Origin of the sequence: Streptomyces sp. W1SF4 (genome assembly GCF_003950035.1) — a bacterium.
Taxonomy (GTDB): Bacteria; Actinomycetota; Actinomycetes; order Streptomycetales; family Streptomycetaceae; genus Streptomyces; species Streptomyces racemochromogenes.
Genome location: NZ_CP034351.1, coordinates 96269 through 116839 on the forward strand (window position 1 = coordinate 96269; position 20571 = coordinate 116839).

A 20571-nucleotide genomic window follows, 5' to 3' on the forward strand; every position below is an offset into this window, starting at 1 on the left:
CGGGCCCGGACCGGGGCCCGGACCGGGCGTTCCGGGTGGCCTACGCCGGACCGGCGGCCACCCGGAACCCGATGTTCCCGGTCGAGCTGTCCGGCGTGTTCGAGCTGCGGGCGGCGACCCGGTAGCGGTTGCAGTAGGAGTCGTGGCAGAGGTACGAGCCCCCGCGCATCGCCCGCGCGGTCTCCTCGCCGGGGGTGAACCAGTCGGCGCACCACTCCCAGACGTTGCCGACCGTGTTGTAGAGGCCGAAGCCGTTGGGCCGGAAGGACTTCACGGGGGCGGTGGACACGTGTCCGTCGGCACCGGTGTTGAGCCCCGGGAACTCGCCCTGCCAGATGTTGCACATGTGCCGGCCGCCGGGCGTCAGTTCGTCCCCCCACGGGTAGCGGCGCTGCTCCAGTCCGCCGCGTGCGGCGTACTCCCATTCGGCCTCGGTGGGCAGTCGGGTGCCGGACCAGGCGCAGTAGGCCCGGGCGTCGTTCCAGGAGACGTGGACGACGGGGTGGTTCTGCCGGTCGGTCACGTGGGAGCCGGGCCCTTCGGGGCTGCGCCAGGACGCCCCTTCCACCGCCCGCCACCACGGAACGCCCCGTACCGGGCGGGACACGGCGGCGACCTCGTCGGCGAGGAACGCGCCGAAGGTGAAGGAGAAGCCGAAGCGCTCGGCCTCGGTGAGGTGCCCGGTGGCCTTGACGAAGGTGGCGAACTGGGCGTTCGTCACGGTCGTGGCCGCGATGCGGAAGGGCTCCACGGCCACCTCCCGCACCGGTCCCTCGGCGTCGGCGGGGAAGCCGTCGGGGTCGTCGGTGCCCATGAGGAACCGCCCGCCGGGGAGGGCGAGCAGCTGCCGGGCCACCCGCGACGGCGGGGCCGCGGGGGGCGGCGGGGCGAGGGTGAGCGCCGGGGCGTGGTCGTGGCCGGGGGTGCAGCAGGCGGGCATGTCGGCTCCGTGGTGACGAGGGGCGGCCGGGCACCCCGCCCTGGTGGCGGGGTGCCCGGCCGGCCGGCGGTGCGGTGGGGGTTTGCGGCTGGGGCGGCAGGGGTCGGGCGGTACGGCTGGTACGGGTCGGGCGGTGCCGGTCAGGCCGTGCGGTCGGCGTGGAGCCGGGCGGCCAGGGCGGGGACGCCCAGGGCCTGCTCCTGCGCCGGGGTGGCCTGGTACAGCTTGTTGGTGAGCTGGAACGGGTCGTCCACGAGGTCGTAGTACTCGCGGAAGGTGACCTGTCCGGTGCCCGAGACGGTGCCGTTCGCGTCGGTGGTCAGGTCGTAGTACTCGGTGTACTGCTTGTCCTTGGCGACGTACGAGGACCAGGTCGGGGCCCCTCCGGCGGCGGCGCCCTGCTTCCACCACTCCACCAGCAGGTGGTCGCGGCTGTGGGAGGAGAGCAGGGAGCGGCCGTCCTGGGGTGCGGCCGGGGTGATGCCGGCCGCGTCCAGGATGGTCGGGGCGATGTCGATGTTGGCGACGATCCGGTCGTCCTGGGTGCCCGCCCCGAGGCCCCCGGCCGGCCAGGAGAGGTAGAACGGCACCTCGTGCGCCGGGCGGTAGGGCACGGACTTGGCGGTCCAGCCGTGGTCGCCCCAGCTGAACCCGTTGTCGCCGATGTAGACGACGAGGGTGTTGTCGAGCTGGCCGAGTGCCTGGAGCCGGTCCTTGAAGGCCTGGACCGCGTCGTCCACGGAGAGCAGGGTGCGCAGCTGCTCGGCGCGGATGGCCTGGCCGTCGGCGAGGGTGCCGGTGGCGTTCCTGATGTAGGCCGGCTTGTCGCTGCGGTCCGCTTCGGGGACCGAGGGGCGGCCGTCCCAGGCGGGGACGGCGGTGCCCGCGTACTTCGCCTCGGGGGTGCGCGGGCCGTGGGAGGCGTACGGGGTGACGTAGGCGAACCAGGGCCGGGTGTCGGTGGCGGCCTTGTCGAGGAACTTCAGGGTGCGGTTCTTGATGACGGTGGTGGTGTAGCCGTTGATCGTCTGGACGGTTCCGTTGACGTTCCACTGCGCGTCGACGTACCCGGGCTGGAGGAGGGCGAACTCCTCGAAGTGCGGCGGATTGTCCGCCAGGGTCCAGGAGTTGAGGTACTTGCCGAACAGGCCCGTGCGGTAGCCCGCCTGCGCGAGGTAGTTCTGCACGGTCGTGTTCTGGTCGAGCGCGTGCGAGGCCTTGTTGTTGCGCACGCCGTGGTTGTGGGCGTGCCGGCCGGAGAAGACGCTGGAGCGCGAGGGAGAACACAGCGGGGTGGTGACGTGCCCGTTGGTGAACTTCACGCCCTGGCCGGCGAGCCAGGCCACCGTCTTGGGCAGGGCCCATTCGGTGTGCTTGGGCTGGTCGTCGGTGACGATCAGCAGGATGTTCGGGCGGCCCGCGGCGGCAGCGGCGTGCGCGGTGGTGGCGGGCAGGGCCGTGGTGGCCGCGACGGCGGCGGCGCCGCCGAGGAAGCCGCGGCGGCTCACCGGGTGTCGTCTGGTCTCGCTCATGTGTCCGTTCCTCCTGGGTGCTGCGGCGCACGGGTGCGTGGGCGCGCGGGGGCGTGGGCGCACGGCGGCGGGACGGGGCCGCGGTGCGAGGGAAGAGACGGGAGCCGGGCGGGGGCGCCGGGTGGGGGTCCCGTGGGGGAAGGGGCGCGCTCAGCGCGCCGGGGCGTCCGTACACAGGGCGCCGGCCACGAGGCCCTGGTCGGCCTGGCGGCGCGAGGTGAGGGTTCCTGCTGCCATGGCGACGAGCGTAGGGGCAGCGGAACCCGGGTTCCATGTACGGCGGATGAAATGCGCGGCGCCCGCGACGGCCACCCGCGGGACCCCGCGTCCGGCGGTGGGGAGGGGTGCGGCCGCCACGGGGTCCCGGGCGGGGGCGGCAAGTCGGCGGCAAGCGGGTGCCAAGGGGGTGCGGGCAGCGTCTGCGTGTCCGTTGTCGGCGAGCGATCCAGGAGTGTCCGGACGTGTCCCCCAGCAGTAGTTCCCCCAGCCCCCTCACCGCGATGACGGTGCTCGGCTCCGCTCCCCTCGACGTCCTGGACGCCTACCGGACCTGCGAGTTCGTCACCCTGGGCAAGGACGGGACCCCGCTGGCCTGGCCCACGGCCGTCGCACGCCGCGACGACGGGACCCTCCTGCTGACCACCTCGCTCGCGTTCGCGCAGAAGGCGGTGAACATCCGGCGCGACGGCCGGGTCGGGCTGCTGTTCTCGGACCCGACCGGGAGCGGCCTCGACTTCGCCCCGCAGGTCTTCGTCGGCGGCCGCGCGCAGTGCCCCGACAGGGTGATGGCGGGTCCGCGAGGGGCGGAGGAGTACTGGCGCAGGCTCTTCGAGCGGCAGCCGCACAGCCGCGCGTACCTCCTGCGCCCCATGAGGCCGGTGATGTCCTGGTACTACCTGCGCCTGCTGATCACGGTCGAACCGGAGCTGGTGGTCGTACGGCCTCCGCTGGCCGAGCTGCCGGCCCGCCCGGAGCCGGAGTCGGAGCCGCCCGCCGCGGCGGGGGCTCTGCCCGGGGCCGCGCAGCTGGCCGGCCTGCCCACGGCGGTCCTCGCGGCGCGCGACGCGTCGGGCGCGCCGGTGCTCGCCCGTACCCGGCCGCGGCCGACGGCGGCGGGCTACCTGGTCGAGGTGCCGCGGGACTGTCCCGTCGAGCCGGGGCCGGCCAGTCTGCTGGTGCACCGGCACGACGAACGGCTCGACCACATGTACAACGCGCTGGTCCGCGGCGACCTGCGCCAAACGGCCGCCGGCTGGGTGATGGTGCCGTCCTCGGTGGTCGAACCGATGGGCTCCGGCCGCGCGAGCGACGCCCTGCGGGTGCTGCGCCGGACGTGGCGGTCCACCGACCGCTACCTGGCGCGGCGCGGCCTGCGCCGGCCGAAGGTGCAGTGGGACCGGTTCCGGGCCCTCGCGGAACCGGGGAGGGAGGCGGCCCCGGCCGGACGGGGCGGGCGCACGCCGGTGAAGGGGGCTCCGCACCACTGATCATCGCCGGCGAGTCGTGCTCCCTCCACCCCCTACGATGTTCTTGTCATGATCACAGTGAAGGTGCTCGGGCCGTTCCGGGCCGAGGTGGACGGCCGCCCGGTCGACGCGCGCGGCCGGCTCGGACGGATGCTCCTGGTCCAGCTGCTGCTCGCCCACGGCTCGGTCGTACCCACCGAGCGGATCATCGAGAGGCTCTGGCCGACGCGCGTCCCGCCGAGCGCGCAGACCTCGCTGCACGCGTACGTCGCACGGCTGCGGCGCGCCCTCGAACCGGAACGGGCGCCACGGGCCCCCGCGCGGGTCCTGGTCAGCGCCCCCTACGGCTACTCCCTCGTCCTGGACCGTACGGCGGTGGACGCCTGGGCGTTCGAGGACCGGGTGGCGGCCTGCCCGACGCCGGGCACGCCCCCGCACCTCACCGCCGAGCACCTGGCGCGGGCCCTCGCCACCTGGGGTGGACGGCCGTACGCGGAATTCGCGGACGAGCCGTGGACCGCGGGGGAACGCACCCGCCTGGAGGAGCTGCGCCGCGGCGCCCGCGAACGGCTGGCGGCGGCGCGGCTGGCGGGCGGGCAGGCCGCGCAGGCCGTCGCCGAGGCCGGGGTCCTGACCACGGAACAGCCGCTCCACGAGGAGGGCTGGCGGCTGCTGGCCCTGGGGCTGTGGGCCCGTGACCGCCAGGGGGACGCCCTGGCCGCGCTGCGCAGGGCCCGGCGGGTCCTCGGCGAGGAACTCGGCGTCGAGCCCGGGCCGGCCCTGCTGGAGCTGGAGGACGCCCTGCTGCACCAGCGCGTCGAGGTGCTCCACCGGGCGGCGCCGGCACCCGCCGTCTCCGTCGCCGTCCGCCCCGGCACGGCCACCGCTCCGCCGACCGGGGAGCCGACGGGCGTGCGCGCGGGGGAACTGGCGGGCGGGCGCGCCGGGGAGCCGGAGGCGGGGCGCGCCTGGGAACTGGCGGCCGCAGGCGTAGGGGAGCCGGAGGCAGGACGCGCAGGGGAGTCGGCAGCTGTGGGCGCCGGTGAGTTGGGGGCCGGGCGGGCCGGAAAGTCGGCGGGCGGGCCCGGGGGGCCGGGCGCGGCGGCGGTGTTCTCGGCCGGGCGGCTGCTGGGCCGTGACGGGGAGCTGCTGGGGTTCGCCGCCGCGGTGGACCGGGCGCGGGCCAGCCGGGCGCAGGTGGTCCTCGTCTCCGGCGAGGCCGGCATCGGCAAGTCGAGCCTCCTGGAGGCCGTCCAGCGGCAACTGCCCGCGCAGGGCTGGCTGGTCGGCTCCGGGCAGTGCCCCGAGACCGAGGGGGCTCCGCCCGGCCGGGCCTGGTTCGACATGCTGCCCGCTCTCGCGCGGGCCGCCCCGCCGGGAGCGTACGGCGACGAACTCGCTCCGCTCCTGGCGCCGGGGACCGCCCCCGACCCGGGGCAGACGGACGGCAGTCCGGCACGGCGCTTCCGCCTGCACAGCGCCCTGCTCGGCTGGCTCCGTGACACCGCCCTGCGGCAGCCGCTGGCGATCGTCCTGGACGACCTGCACCGGGGCGACCAGGAGAGCCTCGAGCTGTTCCTGCTGTGCGCCGAACGGCTGCGCGACGTGCCGCTGCTCCTGGTGGGCTCGTACCGCACCGGCGAGGGGGACCTCACCGGTGCGCTGTCGCGCCTGGCCGCCCGCTCCCCCGTACGGCTGGCCCTCGGCGGGCTCGCGGACGCCGAGGCGAAGGCGCTGATGCGCCGCGTCGCGACCGGTATGAGCGACCGGGCCGCGACCGCTCTGGCCGAGCGGGCCGGCGGAAACCCCTTCTACCTGCGGGAGAGTTCCCTGCTGCTGGCCGGTGAGGGCGAACAGCAGGCCCTGGCCCGCATTCCGCAGGGGGTCCAGGACGTGCTGCGGCGCCGGCTGGCCCTGCTCGCGCCCACCACCACGGCCGGACTGCGCCTGGCCGCCGTGGCCGGACGCGAGGCACCGGTCGCCCTCCTGGTCCACGCAGCGGACTGCGGTGCCGATCAGCTCCTCGACGCCCTGGAGGCGGGCGTGGCCGCGGGACTGCTCACCGAGCCCCGTCCCGGAACGGTCCGCTTCAGCCACGCCCTGGTCAGGGACGCGCTGGAGGCCGACCTCACCGGGCTGCGGCTGGCCCGGATGCACTCGCGGCTCGGCAGGGGCCTGATCGCCCTGGGCTCCGACGACGTCGCCGCCACCGCCCACCACCTGCTGCGGGCGGCCACGGTGGTGACCGCCGACGCCGGGGCGGCCGTCCACCACGCCCGGCTCGCGTGCGAGCAGGCCGTACGCCGCTACGCTCCGCAGAACGCCGAGGCCCTCCTGGGCGCGGCCCTGGGCCTGCTGGCGGACCATCCGGCCGCCTTCGCCGGCCAGGACCCGGCCCTGCTGCGGGTGCTGCTGCTGGGTCAGCTGGTGGACTGCCGGATCCGGATGGGCGCGGTCGTCCCGGCCCGGGAGGCGCAGCAGGAGGCCGTACGGGTGGCCCGTGCGTCGGGCCGGGCCGACCTGCTGACGGCCGCCTACACGACCTGGACCGAACCGACGCCCTGGCGCGTCCGCGCGTACGCGGAGTGCGACCCCGAGGCCGTCGAGGAGCTCGGGAGGCTGCTGGAGTCCGGTGAACCGGCCGACCGGCAGCGGTGCCTGCTGCTCGACCAGCTCGCCGACGCGCTCGACGACACGGACCCGCGGGCCGTGGCCGTCGCGCGGCAGGCCGTGGAGGCCGCCCGGGCCACGGGCGATCCCCGGCTGCGAGGCCTGACGCTCACCTCGCTGCTGCGCCGGACCGACTGCGAACTCGCGCCCGGGGCCTACCTGGAGCTGCACGAGGAGCTCACCGAGGTGGCCACCTCCCAGGACGGCCCCGAGTACTCCTGGATGAGCGCCTACACCGCCGCCCGTCTCGCGGCCGCCCGCAACGACCCGGCGGGCATGGAGGAGTGCCTCCGGCGCGCCGACGGGATCGCCCGCACCTACGAACTCCAGGGCGCGTTCGCCGTGGCCAGGCTGCGCCACCCCATGCTGGCACTGGCCCGGGGGCGCTTCGAGGAGGCCGAGCGGGAGCTCGGGGCGGCGGTCGCGGAACTGCGGGCGCGCGGGGCGGTGGACCTCAGCGGGCTGGCGGGCCTGGCCGTGGGGTGCGTCCGCCTGCAGCAGGGCCGGCTCGCCGAGGTCCTGCCGGTCCTGCTCGCCGTGTGGGAGCAGTACCGGCCGCACAACGAGGCCCTGACCGCGCTGGCGCTGCTCGCCGCCGGCCGGCCGGAGGAGGCCCGGGAGGTCTTCGCCCAGCGCGCCCCGCTCCTGCCGGACTTCGCCTTCGGCATCCTGGCCGCCCTGCGCGGCACGGCCGCGATGGCCTTCGGCGACCGGGAGACCGCCGGCGAGGTGTACCGGGACCTGCTGCCGCTGCGGGGGCTGGCGGGCGGCGCGAGCAGTCTCAGCCTCGTCTTCCGGCCCGTCGCGCAGACCCTGGGTGAACTCGCCGCGTTCCTGGGCCGGCCGGACCGGGCCCGGGCTCACTACCTGGAGGCCGTACGGGTGGCCGAGGCGTGGGACTCGCCGCACTGGGCGGAGGCCGCCCGGGCGGGCCTGGCCACGCTGGTGCCGGAGTCGGCGTCGGACGCGTCGTCGGCGTAGGCCGCCGCGCGGTCAGCTTCCGCCCGGCCGGGCGCGGCTTCGTTCAGCTCGGTCACGAACTCCGCCGCCAGGGCGAGGAACTCCTCGGCGGAGTCCGTGGTGAGCTGGAGGTCCACCAGCACCTCGTCGGTGTCCGCCGTGCACATCAGCCGCAGGTGGTCGCAGATCTGACGCACCGTCCCACGGCGGTGGGTCTCCCCGGCTGCGGCCTCCGCCGTGGTGACCTCGGCGTTCACGCGGAACACGCGGCGCAGTACGGCCGGGTCCCGTCCCGCCCGCTCGGCGGCCTCGACGGCCACCGCCCACAGCCCGCGCAGGTGCGGCACCGGCATCGCGGCCCCGAGCCATCCGTCCGCCCGCCGGCCGATCCGCTCCAGGGCGAACGGGGTGAAGCCGCCCAGCAGGACGGGCGGCCTCGGCCTCTGGAGCGGCTGGGGCAGGACGGTCGACTCGGCGATCCTCCACAGGCGGCCGTCGTGCACGACCGTCCCGGACCGCCAGACGGCCTCCAGGACGTCCAGGGTCTCCTCCAGCCGGGCGCCGCGTCCCCGCCACGGCACGCCGGCGGCCTCGTACTCCTCCCGCATCCAGCCCAGCCCGATGCCCACGTCCAGGCGACCGCGGCTGATCAGGTCGAGGGTCGTCAGGGACCTCGCGAGGACCAGGGGCGGCTGCCACAGGGCGTTGAGGGTGCTGCTGCCCAGGCGTACGCGCCCGGTCGCGGCGGCCGCCGCGCCCAGCGCGAGCAGCGGGTCGAGATGGGTGCCGTACCGCGAGGGCATCGGCTTCCCGCCCGCGTACCCGTCGGGCGGGACGAGCGGGGACAGGAGCCGGTCGGCCACCCAGAGGCTGTCGCACCCCAGTGCCTCCAGGGCCGTGCACATGGCCGCGGAGCGGTGGGGGTCGGCGAAGGGGCCGAACTGCGGGACGGAGAATCCGATGCGCATCGGTGAGCGCTCCTCGATCGGTACGGGCGGGGGCGGTCCGGCCCCGTGGAGGCGGGCGCCTTCTCACACGGTCGCGCCACGGCCGCGGACGCGGGCGGTCTCACGGCGGTACTGGCGCCGGCCGAGGAGCTTCCACAGCACGCGGGCCGGGACCGGCAGGCGGGTGAGGAACTCCCGGCGCTCCTCGGGCGAACCGTCCTCCAGGATGGCGCCCAGGGCGATCATCAGCCGGTCCCTGGGCGTTTCGGCGAGGCCCCGCTCGCCGACGGCCCGCCACTGCTCCTCGTTCACGTGGAGCGCGACCAGCGGCATGACCTGCCGCTCCTCCTCGTCGAGGTGGGCGCACAGCTGCCGGTGGTGCCTGCGCAGCGCCTCGGCCAGCTCGTCGCGGTCCTCGGCCAGGGCCCGTTCCCGCCACCGGTCCATCAGCACCCGCACTTCCTCGATCCCGGCGGTGAGCTCGCGGTGCTGCGCCTCCATCGCCAGGACCTGCTCGGCATCGAGGTCCAGGTGGGGCAGGAGGGCGGGCCAGAGCAGCTCGTCCTCGCCGGTGTGGTGGGCGTGCAGCCCGACGGTGTACTGCCGCCAGTGCTCGGAGAGGGTACGGGCGCGTGCCGTGTCGGCGGGCCGGACGTCCTGGACGAGTTCGGCCAGGAGCCGCGACTCGCGGCGGAACACCCGGTGGATCATCGCCATCTCGCGGGTGTAGGGGTGGGCGGTGGGGTCGGAAGCGTGGTGCGTGGTCATGTCCTCCAGTCTTCGGAGGCCGGTTGCCGGGCACTTGCCACCGGCTTGCACAACCGGGGCGGGCCTTGGCGGGCCGGCGCCCCGGGCGCCGGCCGGGCGGGGCGTGCGGGCCGGGCGGGGCGTGCGGGGCGTGCGGTCAGTCCGCCGCGGGTACGTCCGCCGCGTACGTCCCCGTGAGTTCGGCGCCGATGCGGGCCAGCCACTGCCGTACCTCCGGCGGCTCGAGCACCTCGACCCGCGCGCCCAGCCCGGCGAGGTGCCCCGCCAGGGCCTTCGGGGCGGGGCCGTCGACCCACACCTCGGTCCATCCGTCCGGCAGCGGACCGCCGACGCGCACGCGGCCGCCGAGGAACCGTTGCAGCAGGGCCAGCGCGTCGGGGCGGACGCGGGCCCGGGCGGTCACCGCGTGCATGCCGTCCCGGAAGGCCCCGGACAGGGCCCGCCACTGCGTGGCGAGGTCGAAGTCGGGCGGCCGTACGACCGGTTCGCCGGTCGGCTCGACGGAGGTGACCCGGCTGAGCCGGAAGGTGCGCAGGCCCTTCTCGGTGGCGGCGACGAGGTAGTCCACCCCCGCCTTGGCCACGAGCCCGAGGGGGTCGACGGTGCGCTCGCCGGCCGGCTTGCCGATACCGGCGTAGCCGAGGCGGACCCGGATCCCGTCCAGGACGGCGCCCTGGAGGGCGGAGCGGTGGGCGGCGTCGGCGGTGACGGCGTTCGAGGACCAGTCCGTGGCGTCGACGACCCCGGCGCGGGTCGCGGCGTGGGCCTGCTCCCGCAGGGGCGGCGGCAGGGCCCGGACCAGTTTGCGCAGGGTGGTGCGCAGCTCGGGGGTGGCCGACAGGGGGCCGGTGACGAGGAACAGCGCCCGGATCTCCTCGGCGGTCAGCCCGGTGAGGTTCGTACGGGCGCCGCCGACGAGCGACCAGCCGCCGCCGCGGCCGCGTTGGGAGTAGACGGGGATGCCGGACGCGGCCAGGGCCTCCAGGTCCCGGCGCGCGGTGCGCTCGGACACCTCCAGTTCGGCGGCCACTTCGGGGACGGTGACGCGGCCGCGTTCCTGGAGGAAGAGCAGGGTCGCCACCAGCCGGTCGGCTCTCACGTGCCTGGTTCCTCCTGCTCGGGTGTCTTCGTCGGCGGTTTTCATTCTCCTCGGAAAAGCGGTCAGCAGGTGGCCACTTTGGCTCGCAGGATGGAGCCATGGACATCAACAAGACCGAGCAGCGCGTCGAGACCCCGTACTCCGTTACCTCCTCCTCCCCTTCCTTCCCTTCTTCCTCTTCCGCCCCTTCCTCCGTCGATCCGCGGGCCGACCTCGCCGCCGCCGTCGAGCTGGCGGGCCGTACGCTGGCCGCCGTCCGGCCCGAGCAGTACGACGCCCCCACCCCTTGCGAGGAGTTCGACGTACGGCGGCTGTCGAGCCACCTCGTCGCCGTGGTGCGCCGGATCTCGGTGATCGGGCGCGGCGAGGACCCGTTCAGCGTGCCGTCCTTCGCCGACGAGGTCGCCGACGGCGGATGGGCGGCGGCCTGGGAGCCCGGGGCCCGCGAGGTCGCGCGGGTGTGGGCGGACCCGGACATCCTCGGCCGGCAGCTGCACCTGCCGATGGGCGTCCTGCCGGGCGCGGCCGCCGCGGCCGTCTACACGCACGAACTGACGGTGCACACCTGGGACCTGGCGAAGGCGACCGGACAGGACCCGGACTGGGACCCGGCCCTCATCGAGCGGGTGATCGGCGTCGTCCGTCACGCCCTCCCGGCCGAACCCCGCGGCGGGCGGATCCCGTTCGCCGACGCGGTGGCCCTGGCCCCCGGGGCCCGGGCGATCGACCGGCTGGTGGCCTGGGCCGGACGCCGGCCCTGACCGTCCGGGCGGGGGCCACCGCCACCGGCGGACGATCGCCGGCCGCCCCGGCCGCACGGCGGGCGGGCGGCCGGTGCGCCGGTGCGCGCACGCCCCCGCCCTCGTGCCCGCGGCCGGGAATCGGGCCTCGCCGATCGGCGTTGTCACGGCATGGGCCAGGTATCCGAGTCCGGCCCCCACGTGCCCGGACCGTCCCCCTCGTCGGCCGTCCGCGCACGCCTCGCGGCCGACCGGGCCGACACCCTCGCGCGGGTGGCCTCGCTGAGCCGCGACTTCGAGGGGATCGTGGCGGCGAACGCCCTGGTCGCCGTCGACGACGAACACGACCCCGAGGGGGGCACCACCGCCTTCGAGCGGGCCCACGTGGCCTCCTTGATCGCGCAGGCACGCGAGCACCTGGCCGAACTGGACCGGGCCCTGGAACGGCTCGAAGCAGGTCGGTACGGATGCTGCGAAGGCTGCGGCGGGACCATTCCGCCCGAACGCCTGGAGATCCGCCCCGCGGCCACCACCTGTGTCCCCTGCGCCGACTCCCACCCGCCCACTCCGCCTATAGGCCATAGGTAGATGTATAGTCGTCGTAGGCATTTCGGGAGTAGGTGATGGTTGTGGTGCGGGCAGGACTGAGCCCGGAGCGGCTGACGCTCGCCGGGGCGGAACTCGCCGACGAGGCCGGCTTCGGCCAGGTGACCCTGTCCGCGCTCGCCCGGCGGTTCGGCGTGAAGCCGGCGAGCACGTACGCGCACGTGAAGAACTCCCACGAGCTCAAGACCCGGATCGCGCTGCTCGCACTGGAGGAGCTCGCCGACCGGGTCGCCGACGCCGTCGCCGGGCGCGCGGGCAAGGACGCCCTGGCGGCCTTCGCGAACGCCTACCGGGACTACGCCCGGGCGCACCCCGGCCGGTACGAGGCGGCCCGGTACCGGCTCGACCCGCAGACCGCCGCGGCCAGCGCCGGCGTCCGGCACGCGCAGATGACCCGCGCGGTCCTGCGCGGCTACGGCCTGGCGGAGCCGGACCAGACGCACGCGGTCCGCATGCTGGGCAGCGTCTTCCACGGCTACGCCTCGCTGGAGGCGGCCGGCGCCTTCGACCACACGGACGTCGCCGCGCAGCAGTCCTGGGCCTGGACCCTGGACTGCCTCGACACCGCGTTGCGCAGCCGGTCCACCCTCTGACGGGGCCGCGTCACCGGCGACGGCCTCCCCGTACCGCAATCAAGAGGCTTGAGGTCATGAGCACCGAGCAGAACCTGGTCAGCACCCCCGTCACCGCGGACTTCCTGCGCGGACACCTCGACGTGGAGGAGACCGCCCACGGCCTGCTGCCGCACCGGCTGCCCGCCCGGGCGCGCCGCCAGATCCCCGACGACCAGCTGGCCGTGGCCGAGGCCCAGCCCTCGGGCGTCCGGCTGGCCTTCCGTACGCGTGCCACCACCATCGGCCTGGAGACCCTGCCGACCAAGCGCGTCTACGCGGGATTCCCGCCCCCGCCCGACGGGGTCTACGACCTCCTGGTCAACGGCCGGCTCACCGCCCGGGCCACCGTGGCGGGCGGAAACCTGCGCACCGTCACCGACATGCGCGCCCAGACCTCGGACTTCACCCCGGGCCCCGCCGGAACGGCCTACTTCACCGGCCTGCCCGCCGGTGAGAAGGACATCGAGATCTGGCTGCCGCACGCGGAGGTCACCGAGGTCATCGCGCTGCGCACCGACGCCCCCGTCGAGCCGGCCCCGCGGACCGGGCGCCGGGTGTGGCTGCACCACGGCAGCTCCATCAGCCACGGCTCCAACGCGGTCTCCCCCAGCACCATCTGGCCCGCCCTGGCCGCCTCCGCGGGCGGTGTCGAGCTGGTCAACCTCGGATTCGGCGGGAGCGCGCTGCTCGACCCGTTCACCGCCCGCGCGATCCGCGACGCTCCCGCGGACCTGATCAGCCTCAAGCTCGGCATCAACGTCGTCAACGGCGACGTCATGCGCCTGCGCGCCTTCGCCCCCGCCGTCCACGGCTTCCTCGACACCATCCGCGAGGGCCACCCCACCACCCCCCTGCTCCTGCTCTCCCCCGTCCTGTGCCCGACCCACGAGAACACCCCCGGGCCCCTCATGCCGGACCTCTCCGGCGGCGTCCTGAAGTTCAGGGCCACCGGTGATCCGGCCGAGACCGCCGCCGGGCGGCTGACGCTCACGATCATCCGCGAGGTCCTGGCCGGCATCGTCGGGCAGCGGTCCGCCGAGGACCCCGGCCTCCACTACCTCGACGGACTCGACCTCTACGGCGAGGGCGACCACGAGGAGTTCCCCCTGCCGGACGGGATCCACCCGTGCCCCGAGGGCCACCGCCGCATCGGCGAGAACTTCGCCCGGCTCGTCTTCGGGAACGACGGCCCGTTCGCCCCGGCCACGGGCTGACCCGCGCAGCCCAGCCCGGCGGGAGCGCTCCTCACGGGGCGGGCGTCGCGGTTCCCCGGGCCCCGGACGCCGAGAGCGTGCCGTAGGCCCGCAGGGTGTCGGCCGGGTCGCCGGGGCGGCCCCGCAAGGTGGCGTCCAGGAAGGCGCGGGTGGCGGCGGCGACGAGGCGCGGGCTCCCGGTGCGGCCCAGGGTGCCGACGATGGAGGGCACCGGCGGCAGGTAGAGCGGGCCGTCCGTGAAGGTGAGGTGCCCGGCGCCGGGGACGGTAAGCCGGTAGCTCGTCGCGGAGTTCTGCGCGAGGGCCTCGGTGAGCCTGGGCAGGTAGCGCGGGTCGGTGCCGGCGGTGATCTCCTGGGTGAGGGCGAGCGCCGGCTGCGCGAGGGCGGGCGCGGTGGGGCCGTGGGGGTAGCCGTCCAAGTCGACGACGGCGCCGAACCGGCGGTCCTGCCGGGCCGCCTGCAGGGCGGCGGCTCCGCCCAGGGAGTGGCCGGTGACGGCGGCGCGGCCGGTGTCCAGGCGTCCGGTCAGCGGGTCGGGGGTCCCTCCCGTCTCACCGCGGTCCAGCCGCTCCAGCCGGGTGAGGACGAAGCCGAGGTCGGCGGCCCGGACGGCGGTCCAGCCGGCGGCGAGTTCCTCGTCCCTGCCGCGGTCCCCGGTGGAGGCGGTGGTGGCACGGACCGTACGGCCGTCGGCGAGGACGACGACGCTGGAGTCGTACGGGTGGTCGAGCGCGGCGACCAGGTAGCCGTGGGCGGCCAGCTCCTCGGCCCAGGCGGTGTTCTGGGTCCGCACCCCGCCCGACCCCGGGGAGAAGAGGACGACCGGGAACCGCTCTCCCCCGTGGGCCACCGGGGCGTCGGCGACCGCGCGGCTGCGGGCCCTCGCGAGGCCGTCGACCAGGAAGCCGGGCAGGCCGACGCCGTCGGCGAGGGCCCCGGAGACGGTCCGCGCCTCGTCCTGGGTGCGTCCCAGGTACTGGGCCCGGGGGACGCCCGCGGGGCTCTTGCGGGCCGGGTACCAGAGCTGGACCACGACCGTGCGCCGGTCGTCCGGGTCGGCGGTGAAGCTCTCGGGGCGGAGCGGGTCGGTCCACTGGAGCACCCGGGTGCCGACCGCGAAGTCGCCCGTCGGCTCGGGGAAGTCGGGCACGGGGAAGGCCCAGGCGGCCACCGGTCCGGTGGCGATCAGGGCGGTGCAGGCCAGCGATCCCGGCAGGGCCTGCCACCAGCGGGCCCGCCGGGCCGGCCGGCCGGTACGGCGCCGAAGCAGGGGCGGGAGGGCGAACGCCGAGGCGACGGCGGCCCCGGCCAGGGCCGGCAGCATCTGCCAGCGGATCCCCGCGACGCCCAGCACGACCGCCGACGGCAGGAGGACCGCGCCGGCGGCGAGGGTGCCCGGCCGGCGGGCGGCCGGGGGGAGCCAGCGCGCCACCAGCAGTGCGAAGGCGCCCAGCAGGACGAGGACTTCCGGAAGGGACAGGAAGGGGGACGGGAACAGGGAGGAGGAAAGGTACAGGGACGGGGACGGGGACGGCCCCGGGATGGTTTCGGTCACCCGGCCATGCTCGGCGCCGGGCCGGCGCCGCCGCATCGGCCCCGGGTCGCCGCCGGCTGCGACCGGGAGGGCAACCGGGGCGGGCCGCGGTGCGACCCGGGTGGCAACCGGGCGGCCCGGACCGGGGGCCGGGCTGCGACCGCGGGAGGTGGCGGTCTCCTCCTGTGGTCGTACCCCCGCCCGGTGCGGCTCCGACGCCGGGCTCATGTGCGGCGCGGAGGCGCGGCCTAGGCTGCGGCTGTACGCGGCGCGGCCCCGGCCGGGCCGCCACGACGGCCGAACGGCCGAGAGGTGTGGAGGTGTGACGGTGCGACACCGGGACCGGGTACCGCCCCCGGTGTGGGACTCGGTGCTGCCGGCGCTGCTCCTGCTCCACGTCGTGACCGCGTACCCGGCCCGGGAGCTGCCGGTGGCGGCGGCGCTCACCGCGGCCCTGGCGCTGCCCCTGGTGTGGCGGCGCCGGGCGCCGCTCGCGGTGTTCGCGGCCGTGGTGGCCGCGGCGTTCGTCCAGTGGCTGGTGGGTGTCCCCCTGCCCGCGGACGTCGCCCTGCTGGTGGCCCTGTACACGGCGGCCGCGCACACGGGCCGGCGCGGCACGCTGCTCGCCGCCGCCGTGGTGGAGGGCGGTTCGGTGCTGGCCTGCCTGCGCTGGGCGTCCGACGGCGCGTTCGCGGCCCCGTTCGCCGCGCTTTCCGCGTCGGTGGTCGCCGCGGCCGTCCTCGGGGTGAACGTGCGGACCGGCCGGGCCTGCCTCGCCGCCGTGCAGGAGCGGGCCGAGAGGCTGGCGCTGCACCAGGAGCAGCGGGCGCTGCTGGCCGTCGCGCAGGAGCGGGCCCGGATCGCCCGCGAGATGCACGACATCGTCACCCACAACCTGTCCGTCATGGTCGCGCTGACCGACGCCGCCGTCTACGCGCAGCAGCGGTCCCCGGACCGGGCGACCGCCGCGATGGTGCAGATCTCCGAGACGGGCCGGCAGGCCCTCACCGACATGCGGCGTTCGCTGGGCGTCCTGCGGGCCGACGAGCCGGACGCCGAGCGCCACCCGCTGCCCGGCATCGCCCAGCTGGCGGCGCTCGCCGGCCAGATGGCCGCCGCCGGGCTGCCGACGGGCCTGGAGGTCCGAGGGGGACACGCCGGTGTGCCGGCCTCCGCGCAGCTCACCGTCTACCGCCTGGTGCAGGAGGCGTTGACGAACACCCTCAAGCACGCCCCCGCCGGCACCCGTGCGACGGTCCTGGTCGAGTGCTCGGCCGGGAGCGTCGGGGTGGAGGTCACCGACGACGGCCCCCGGCCGGCTGCCCTCTGCGCCGCCGGACCGTCCTCCGGCCACGGCATCCCCGGCATGCGCGAGCGCGCGGCCGCCTACGGGGGGACGCTGCGGGCCGGGCCGCTCCCGGGCGGCGGGTGGGGGGTGCGGACCCGGCTCCTGCTGGGCGGCGGCGGGGCGGGTGCCGCATGACGATCCGCATCGTGATCGCGGACGACGAGGCGCTGCTGCGGATGGCCTTCGGCATGGTGCTGGAGGCCCAGCCCGACATGGCGCCGGTCGGAGAGGCCGCGGACGGCGCCGAGGCCGTCCGCCTCGCGCGGGAGCTGCGGCCCGACGTCGTGCTGATGGACGTCCGGATGCCCGGGACGGACGGGATCGAGGCGACCCGGCAGGTCGTCGAGGTGTCGCCGGGGAGCAGGGTGCTGATCCTGACCACCTTCGACCTGGACGCGTACGCCTTCGCCGCGCTCGGCGCCGGGGCCTCGGGGTTCCTGCTGAAGAACACCCGGCCCGAGGAGCTGCTCACCGCGATCCGCAGCGTCGCGGCGGGTGACGCGGTGCTCTCCCCGCGGATCACCCGGCGCCTGCTGGAGGACTTCCGTCCGCGGCTGGCCGAGGGGGGCGCCGCCGTCGCGGCCCGCGACGAGCGGCTGGACCGGCTCAGCGTCCGGGAGCGGGAGGTGCTCGTCGAGGTCGGCCGGGGCCTGTCCAACGCGGAGGTCGCGGCCGCCCTGTCCCTCGCGGAGGCGACCGTGAAGTCCCACCTGGGGCGGGTCCTGCTCAAGCTGGGCCTCCGCGACCGGATCCAGGCCGTGGTCTTCGCCCACCAGAACCGCCTGGTCCCCCCGGCCTGACGGCGGCCGGCCTGACGGCGGCCGCCACGTAAACAGACATCTGTCCATGTATCCTGGACGCCTGTCCATTAATGGACACCTGTCCATCAGTGCCCGACTCCTCAGGAAGGGGCTACACCCATGGGACCCATGGAGACGACCGCGACCGTACTGGTGGGCCTGGTGGCCGCACTGCACGCGTACATCCTGGTGCTGGAGATGTTCCTGTGGGAGCGGGCACCCGGCCGCGGGCTCTCCGGGTTCGACGCGGAACTGGCCCGTGCCACCGCGCCGCTCGCGGCGAACCAGGGCCTGTACAACGGCTTCCTGGCCGCCGGGCTCCTCTGGGGCCTGCTCGCCCCCGACCCGACGGGGTTCCAGGTCCGGGTGTTCTTCCTCGGCTGCGTGCTGGTCGCCGGGGTGTACGGGGGCCTCACGGCCAACCGGCGCATCCTGCTCGCCCAGGCGCTGCCCGGCGCGTTGGCGCTCGGCGCCGTCCTGCTGGCAGGGTAGGCCGCATGCCGGAAGACCCCCGTACGGAACGGACCCGGGCCAAGCTGCGGACGGCCCTGCTGGAGGAGTGCGCGAGCCGCCCGCTGGAGGCGGTCAGCGTCGCGGCCCTGGTCCGCCGGGCCGGGGTCGGCCGGGCCACGTTCTACCTGCACTACGCCGACCTGGAGGCGCTGTCCGTCGACGCCTGCGCCGAGATCGTCCGCGAGGCCGTGGACGCCCTGCACGCCTGGCGCGGCGTCCCCGACCCCGCCGTCCCGCCGCCGGCCCTGACCGCCTTCTTCGAGGCGCTCCCCCAGCACGGCGGCCTCTACCGGGAGTTGCTGCGCCCCGGCGGCGGCGGACCGCTCGGCCTCGTCCTCCACCAGGACCTGCGCGCCCGCAGCCGCGCCGAACGCACCCTGGCCGGCGCCCCGGAGCCCGACCTGATCGCCTCCGCCGTCGCGGCGACCTTCGCGGGGATCCTCGCCGACTGGCTGCACGGCCTCATCGAAGCCACCCCCGCCGAGATCACGGGACGCGTCTGGCGCCTCCTGATCACCCTCCACCGCGCCCCGGGCCCCGACTGGAACTGACCCCGCACCAGGGCCGGCTGCCCTCGGACGCCGTCTGACGACGGGCCGTCAGGGGGTGTCGAAGCGGTGGCGGGCGGTCTCGATGTCCGCGAGGTAGCGGTGGGTCCAGTCGCACATGGCGTCGACCGTCGCCCGCAGGGCCCGGCCCGGGTCGGTGAGGGTGTACTCGACGCGTGGTGGCACGGTGGGGTGGACCGTGCGGCTGACGAGGCCGTTGCGCTCCAGCAGGCGCAGGTTCTGGGTGAGCATCTTGTGGCTGATGCCCTCGACCTCGTCGCGCAGTTCGGTGAACCTCAGGGTGCGGTCGCCCACCGCTTCGATGATCAGCAGCGCCCACTTGTTGGCGATGTCGGAGAAGATCTCCCGCGCCAGGGAGTCCGCCCGTGTCACGTCGGCCTCGTCCACGGCCGTGCCCGAGTCCTTGAGCTGCTTGGTCACCACGAGGTTCCCCAGTCACTTGAAAGTGCGTTCTTCCAGATCAGCAGCCACTCTCCTACGGTTCCCGGGTAACCACAAGAGACCACGAGGAGCACGAACATGGCCATCACCCTGGTGAACCCCGAGGGGCTGCCCGCCGTCGACGCCTACCGGCACGTCGCGATCGCGTCCGGCTCCAGGATGCTCTTCATCGCCGGGCAGGTGGCCTGGGACGCCGACGGGGCGGTCGTCGGCGAGGGCGACCTGGCCGCCCAGGTCGAGCGGTGCTACCTCAACGTCGCCACCGCCCTCGCGGCGGCCGGCGGGACCTTCCACGACGTGGCGAAGCTGACCCTCTACGTCGTCGACTGGACCCCCGGGAAGATGCCCGCCCTCCTGGACGGGATCGCGCGGGCGGCAGCGCGGCTGGGCGTCACGCCGGTGCCGCCGGGCACGCTGATCGGTGTGGCCGCGCTGGACGTTCCCGAACACCTGGTCGAGGTCGAGGCCACCGCGGTCCTCGACTGACCGGCTTCCGGCGCGCGGCCACGACGCCGGTGGGCGGCCACGACGCCGGTGGGCGGCCGGGGGCGCCGGGGCCGCCGCCCGGGCCCGCGCCGCCACCGGCCCGAGGTGACGCACGGCCCGGCGCCAGGACTTCGGCCGTCGCGTGAGGTATGCCTTTCGCATGGATGCCCGCCCGCGGCCCCTCGCCCCCTTCTCCCCCCGGCGCGGCGGGCGACTGCTGCTCGTCGTGCCCTTCGCACTGATCGCGGCCGTCACCACGGTGGACGTCCTGGCGCCGCCCGACGTGCACCTGGGGCCGTTCCTGGTCGCCGCGCCCGCGCTGGCGGCCTCGTTCGCGGGGCCGCGCATGACGGCCTTCGTGGGCGCGGTCGCGGTGCTGGCCCAGTCGGTGGTGGCGGTCGCGCGGACGAGCCTCACCGACCTCAACCACACCTACCAGATCATCGCGCTCGTTCTGATCTCGGTCATCGTCACCTTCTTCGCCCATCTGCGGGAGCGCGGCGAGAGCAGGGTGGCGCGGCTGCGCACCATCGCCCACGCGGCCCAGAGCGTCGTCCTGCGCCCCCTCCCCCACCGGGCGGGACCGCTGCACATCGCCTCCGTCTACCTGGCAGCGGAGGAGGAGGCGCAGATGGGGGGCGACCTGTACGCGGCGGCCCGTACGGCCTCCGGGACCCGGCTGCTGATCGGGGACGCCAGGGGCAAGGGGCTCGACGCCATCAGCGAGGCGTCACTGGTGCTGGGCGCCTTCCGGGTCACCGCGCGCCGCGAGCAGGAGCTGCCGGAACTGGTCGTGCACCTGGAGGAGGGCGTCGGCTCGGTCGAGGAGCCGCAGGGCGCCGCGGACGCGGAACCCGGCGCCGACGGGGCGGCGGACGGCACGGACGAGGCCTTCGTCACCGCGCTGGTGCTGGACATCCCCGACCGCGAGCCGGTGGTACGGCTCGTGAACTGCGGGCACCCGCCGCCGCTGCTCCTGCGACAGGGACGGGTGATCCCCCTCGACACGGCCGAGGCGAGGCCGCCGCTGGGGCTGGCGGACGTCGTGACCGCCGACGCGACGGTGGCGACGTTCCCCTTCGACGTCGGTGACGTGCTCCTGCTCTACACGGACGGGGTGGTCGAGGCCCGCGACGACTCGCGCGCCTTCTACCCCCTGGCCGAGCGGCTCACGGCCTGGGCCCGGGACGACCCGCCGACCCTGCTCGACCGTCTGCGCGCGGACCTGCGGTCGTACGCGGGCGGCCACCTCGGCGACGACGCGGCACTCGTCGCGGTCGAGCGCCTCGCTCCCGGCCGCGGCGGGCGGTGACCGGAGGGACCA

The 20571-nt window shown here is 75.7% G+C and carries 19 protein-coding genes; 12 read left to right on the forward strand and 7 right to left on the reverse strand.

Going from position 1 to position 20571, the window contains the following annotated elements:
• Nucleotides 1–40: 40 nt before the first annotated feature.
• Together D1J60_RS34295 and D1J60_RS34300 are read right to left on the reverse strand one after the other, a co-directional pair.
• Complete coding sequence (locus D1J60_RS34295) at nucleotides 41–940, reverse strand: formylglycine-generating enzyme family protein (protein ID WP_125824429.1); 900 nt, start codon at nucleotides 938–940, stop codon at nucleotides 41–43.
• A 140-nt stretch (nucleotides 941–1080) separates the two neighbouring features.
• Nucleotides 1081–2472 carry a sulfatase gene (locus D1J60_RS34300; protein WP_125824430.1) on the reverse strand — a complete coding sequence of 464 codons (1392 nt, stop codon included), beginning with the start codon at nucleotides 2470–2472 and terminating at the stop codon, nucleotides 1081–1083.
• 461 nt (nucleotides 2473–2933) lie between these two features.
• On the opposite strand from D1J60_RS34300, the gene D1J60_RS34305 reads away from it, so the two are divergent.
• Together D1J60_RS34305 and D1J60_RS34310 are read left to right on the forward strand one after the other, a co-directional pair.
• Nucleotides 2934–3959, forward strand: coding sequence for a pyridoxamine 5'-phosphate oxidase family protein (locus D1J60_RS34305; protein WP_241253657.1), 1026 nt, complete (start codon nucleotides 2934–2936; stop codon nucleotides 3957–3959).
• 48 nt (nucleotides 3960–4007) lie between these two features.
• Complete coding sequence (locus D1J60_RS34310; RefSeq protein ID WP_125824431.1) at nucleotides 4008–7589, forward strand: BTAD domain-containing putative transcriptional regulator; 3582 nt, start codon at nucleotides 4008–4010, stop codon at nucleotides 7587–7589.
• On the opposite strand, the gene D1J60_RS34315 is transcribed toward D1J60_RS34310, so the two are convergent.
• The 3 genes from D1J60_RS34315 to D1J60_RS34325 form a co-directional block, all read right to left on the reverse strand.
• Nucleotides 7472–8536 (reverse strand): TIGR03619 family F420-dependent LLM class oxidoreductase, encoded by a 1065-nt coding sequence (locus D1J60_RS34315; RefSeq protein WP_241253658.1) that lies wholly within the window; start codon nucleotides 8534–8536, stop codon nucleotides 7472–7474. The genes D1J60_RS34310 and D1J60_RS34315 overlap by 118 nt on opposite strands.
• A gap of 63 nt (nucleotides 8537–8599) precedes the next feature.
• A complete protein-coding gene (locus tag D1J60_RS34320) occupies nucleotides 8600–9283 on the reverse strand; it encodes a hemerythrin domain-containing protein (protein WP_125824432.1) in 684 nt (227 codons plus the stop codon).
• A 136-nt stretch (nucleotides 9284–9419) separates the two neighbouring features.
• Complete coding sequence (locus tag D1J60_RS34325) at nucleotides 9420–10382, reverse strand: WYL domain-containing protein (RefSeq protein ID WP_125824433.1); 963 nt, start codon at nucleotides 10380–10382, stop codon at nucleotides 9420–9422.
• A gap of 98 nt (nucleotides 10383–10480) precedes the next feature.
• Between D1J60_RS34325 and D1J60_RS34330 the strand changes: the two genes are divergently transcribed.
• The 4 genes from D1J60_RS34330 to D1J60_RS34345 all read left to right on the forward strand — a co-directional run bounded on the left by D1J60_RS34330 (nucleotide 10481) and on the right by D1J60_RS34345 (nucleotide 13556).
• Nucleotides 10481–11143, forward strand: coding sequence for a TIGR03086 family metal-binding protein (locus D1J60_RS34330; RefSeq protein WP_125824434.1), 663 nt, complete (start codon nucleotides 10481–10483; stop codon nucleotides 11141–11143).
• A 150-nt stretch (nucleotides 11144–11293) separates the two neighbouring features.
• Nucleotides 11294–11710 carry a TraR/DksA C4-type zinc finger protein gene (locus D1J60_RS34335; RefSeq protein ID WP_125824435.1) on the forward strand — a complete coding sequence of 139 codons (417 nt, stop codon included), beginning with the start codon at nucleotides 11294–11296 and terminating at the stop codon, nucleotides 11708–11710.
• A gap of 41 nt (nucleotides 11711–11751) precedes the next feature.
• Nucleotides 11752–12321 (forward strand): TetR/AcrR family transcriptional regulator, encoded by a 570-nt coding sequence (locus D1J60_RS34340; protein WP_125824436.1) that lies wholly within the window; start codon nucleotides 11752–11754, stop codon nucleotides 12319–12321.
• 56 nt (nucleotides 12322–12377) lie between these two features.
• Nucleotides 12378–13556: a GDSL-type esterase/lipase family protein gene (locus D1J60_RS34345; RefSeq protein WP_125824437.1), complete on the forward strand. Its 1179-nt coding sequence runs from the start codon at nucleotides 12378–12380 to the stop codon at nucleotides 13554–13556.
• 31 nt (nucleotides 13557–13587) lie between these two features.
• Here the strand turns inward: D1J60_RS34345 and D1J60_RS34350 are convergent, their stop codons facing one another.
• On the reverse strand, nucleotides 13588–15147 hold the full coding sequence (locus tag D1J60_RS34350) for a hypothetical protein (protein ID WP_125824438.1): 1560 nt from the start codon (nucleotides 15145–15147) through the stop codon (nucleotides 13588–13590).
• 265 nt (nucleotides 15148–15412) lie between these two features.
• On the opposite strand from D1J60_RS34350, the gene D1J60_RS34355 reads away from it, so the two are divergent.
• From D1J60_RS34355 to D1J60_RS34370, 4 genes are all read left to right on the forward strand, one after another.
• Nucleotides 15413–16573, forward strand: coding sequence for a histidine kinase (locus tag D1J60_RS34355; RefSeq protein WP_125824439.1), 1161 nt, complete (start codon nucleotides 15413–15415; stop codon nucleotides 16571–16573).
• Nucleotides 16570–17238 carry a response regulator transcription factor gene (locus D1J60_RS34360; RefSeq protein WP_125824440.1) on the forward strand — a complete coding sequence of 223 codons (669 nt, stop codon included), beginning with the start codon at nucleotides 16570–16572 and terminating at the stop codon, nucleotides 17236–17238. The genes D1J60_RS34355 and D1J60_RS34360 overlap by 4 nt, the downstream gene beginning before the upstream one ends.
• A 129-nt stretch (nucleotides 17239–17367) precedes the next feature.
• Complete coding sequence (locus D1J60_RS34365; protein WP_125824726.1) at nucleotides 17368–17730, forward strand: DUF1304 domain-containing protein; 363 nt, start codon at nucleotides 17368–17370, stop codon at nucleotides 17728–17730.
• 5 nt (nucleotides 17731–17735) lie between these two features.
• Nucleotides 17736–18302 carry a TetR/AcrR family transcriptional regulator gene (locus D1J60_RS34370; RefSeq protein ID WP_125824441.1) on the forward strand — a complete coding sequence of 189 codons (567 nt, stop codon included), beginning with the start codon at nucleotides 17736–17738 and terminating at the stop codon, nucleotides 18300–18302.
• Nucleotides 18303–18350: 48 nt separating this feature from the next.
• On the opposite strand, the gene D1J60_RS34375 is transcribed toward D1J60_RS34370, so the two are convergent.
• Entirely contained in the window at nucleotides 18351–18743 is a 393-nt protein-coding gene (locus tag D1J60_RS34375) for a helix-turn-helix domain-containing protein (protein ID WP_125824442.1), read from the reverse strand.
• Nucleotides 18744–18839: 96 nt separating this feature from the next.
• On the opposite strand from D1J60_RS34375, the gene D1J60_RS34380 reads away from it, so the two are divergent.
• A complete protein-coding gene (locus tag D1J60_RS34380; RefSeq protein ID WP_125824443.1) occupies nucleotides 18840–19247 on the forward strand; it encodes a RidA family protein in 408 nt (135 codons plus the stop codon).
• Between the two features lie 160 nt (nucleotides 19248–19407).
• On the forward strand, nucleotides 19408–20559 hold the full coding sequence (locus tag D1J60_RS34385; protein WP_125824444.1) for a PP2C family protein-serine/threonine phosphatase: 1152 nt from the start codon (nucleotides 19408–19410) through the stop codon (nucleotides 20557–20559).
• Nucleotides 20560–20571: the final 12 nt, after the last annotated feature.

What these genes read in the sequence shown, in the direction of transcription:
- D1J60_RS34345 (WP_125824437.1), top strand. Translation starts at nt 12,378, where the DNA reads ATGAGCACCGAGCAGAACCTGGTCAGCACCCCCGTCACCGCGGACTTC.
- D1J60_RS34320 (WP_125824432.1), bottom strand. Translation starts at nt 9,283, where the DNA reads ATGACCACGCACCACGCTTCCGACCCCACCGCCCACCCCTACACCCGC.
- D1J60_RS34385 (WP_125824444.1), top strand. Translation starts at nt 19,408, where the DNA reads ATGGATGCCCGCCCGCGGCCCCTCGCCCCCTTCTCCCCCCGGCGCGGC.
- D1J60_RS34380 (WP_125824443.1), top strand. Translation starts at nt 18,840, where the DNA reads ATGGCCATCACCCTGGTGAACCCCGAGGGGCTGCCCGCCGTCGACGCC.
- D1J60_RS34295 (WP_125824429.1), bottom strand. Translation starts at nt 940, where the DNA reads ATGCCCGCCTGCTGCACCCCCGGCCACGACCACGCCCCGGCGCTCACC.
- D1J60_RS34360 (WP_125824440.1), top strand. Translation starts at nt 16,570, where the DNA reads ATGACGATCCGCATCGTGATCGCGGACGACGAGGCGCTGCTGCGGATG.
- D1J60_RS34365 (WP_125824726.1), top strand. Translation starts at nt 17,368, where the DNA reads ATGGAGACGACCGCGACCGTACTGGTGGGCCTGGTGGCCGCACTGCAC.
- D1J60_RS34310 (WP_125824431.1), top strand. Translation starts at nt 4,008, where the DNA reads ATGATCACAGTGAAGGTGCTCGGGCCGTTCCGGGCCGAGGTGGACGGC.
- D1J60_RS34335 (WP_125824435.1), top strand. Translation starts at nt 11,294, where the DNA reads ATGGGCCAGGTATCCGAGTCCGGCCCCCACGTGCCCGGACCGTCCCCC.
- D1J60_RS34350 (WP_125824438.1), bottom strand. Translation starts at nt 15,147, where the DNA reads ATGCGGCGGCGCCGGCCCGGCGCCGAGCATGGCCGGGTGACCGAAACC.
- D1J60_RS34315 (WP_241253658.1), bottom strand. Translation starts at nt 8,536, where the DNA reads ATGCGCATCGGATTCTCCGTCCCGCAGTTCGGCCCCTTCGCCGACCCC.
- D1J60_RS34330 (WP_125824434.1), top strand. Translation starts at nt 10,481, where the DNA reads ATGGACATCAACAAGACCGAGCAGCGCGTCGAGACCCCGTACTCCGTT.
- D1J60_RS34300 (WP_125824430.1), bottom strand. Translation starts at nt 2,472, where the DNA reads ATGAGCGAGACCAGACGACACCCGGTGAGCCGCCGCGGCTTCCTCGGC.
- D1J60_RS34370 (WP_125824441.1), top strand. Translation starts at nt 17,736, where the DNA reads ATGCCGGAAGACCCCCGTACGGAACGGACCCGGGCCAAGCTGCGGACG.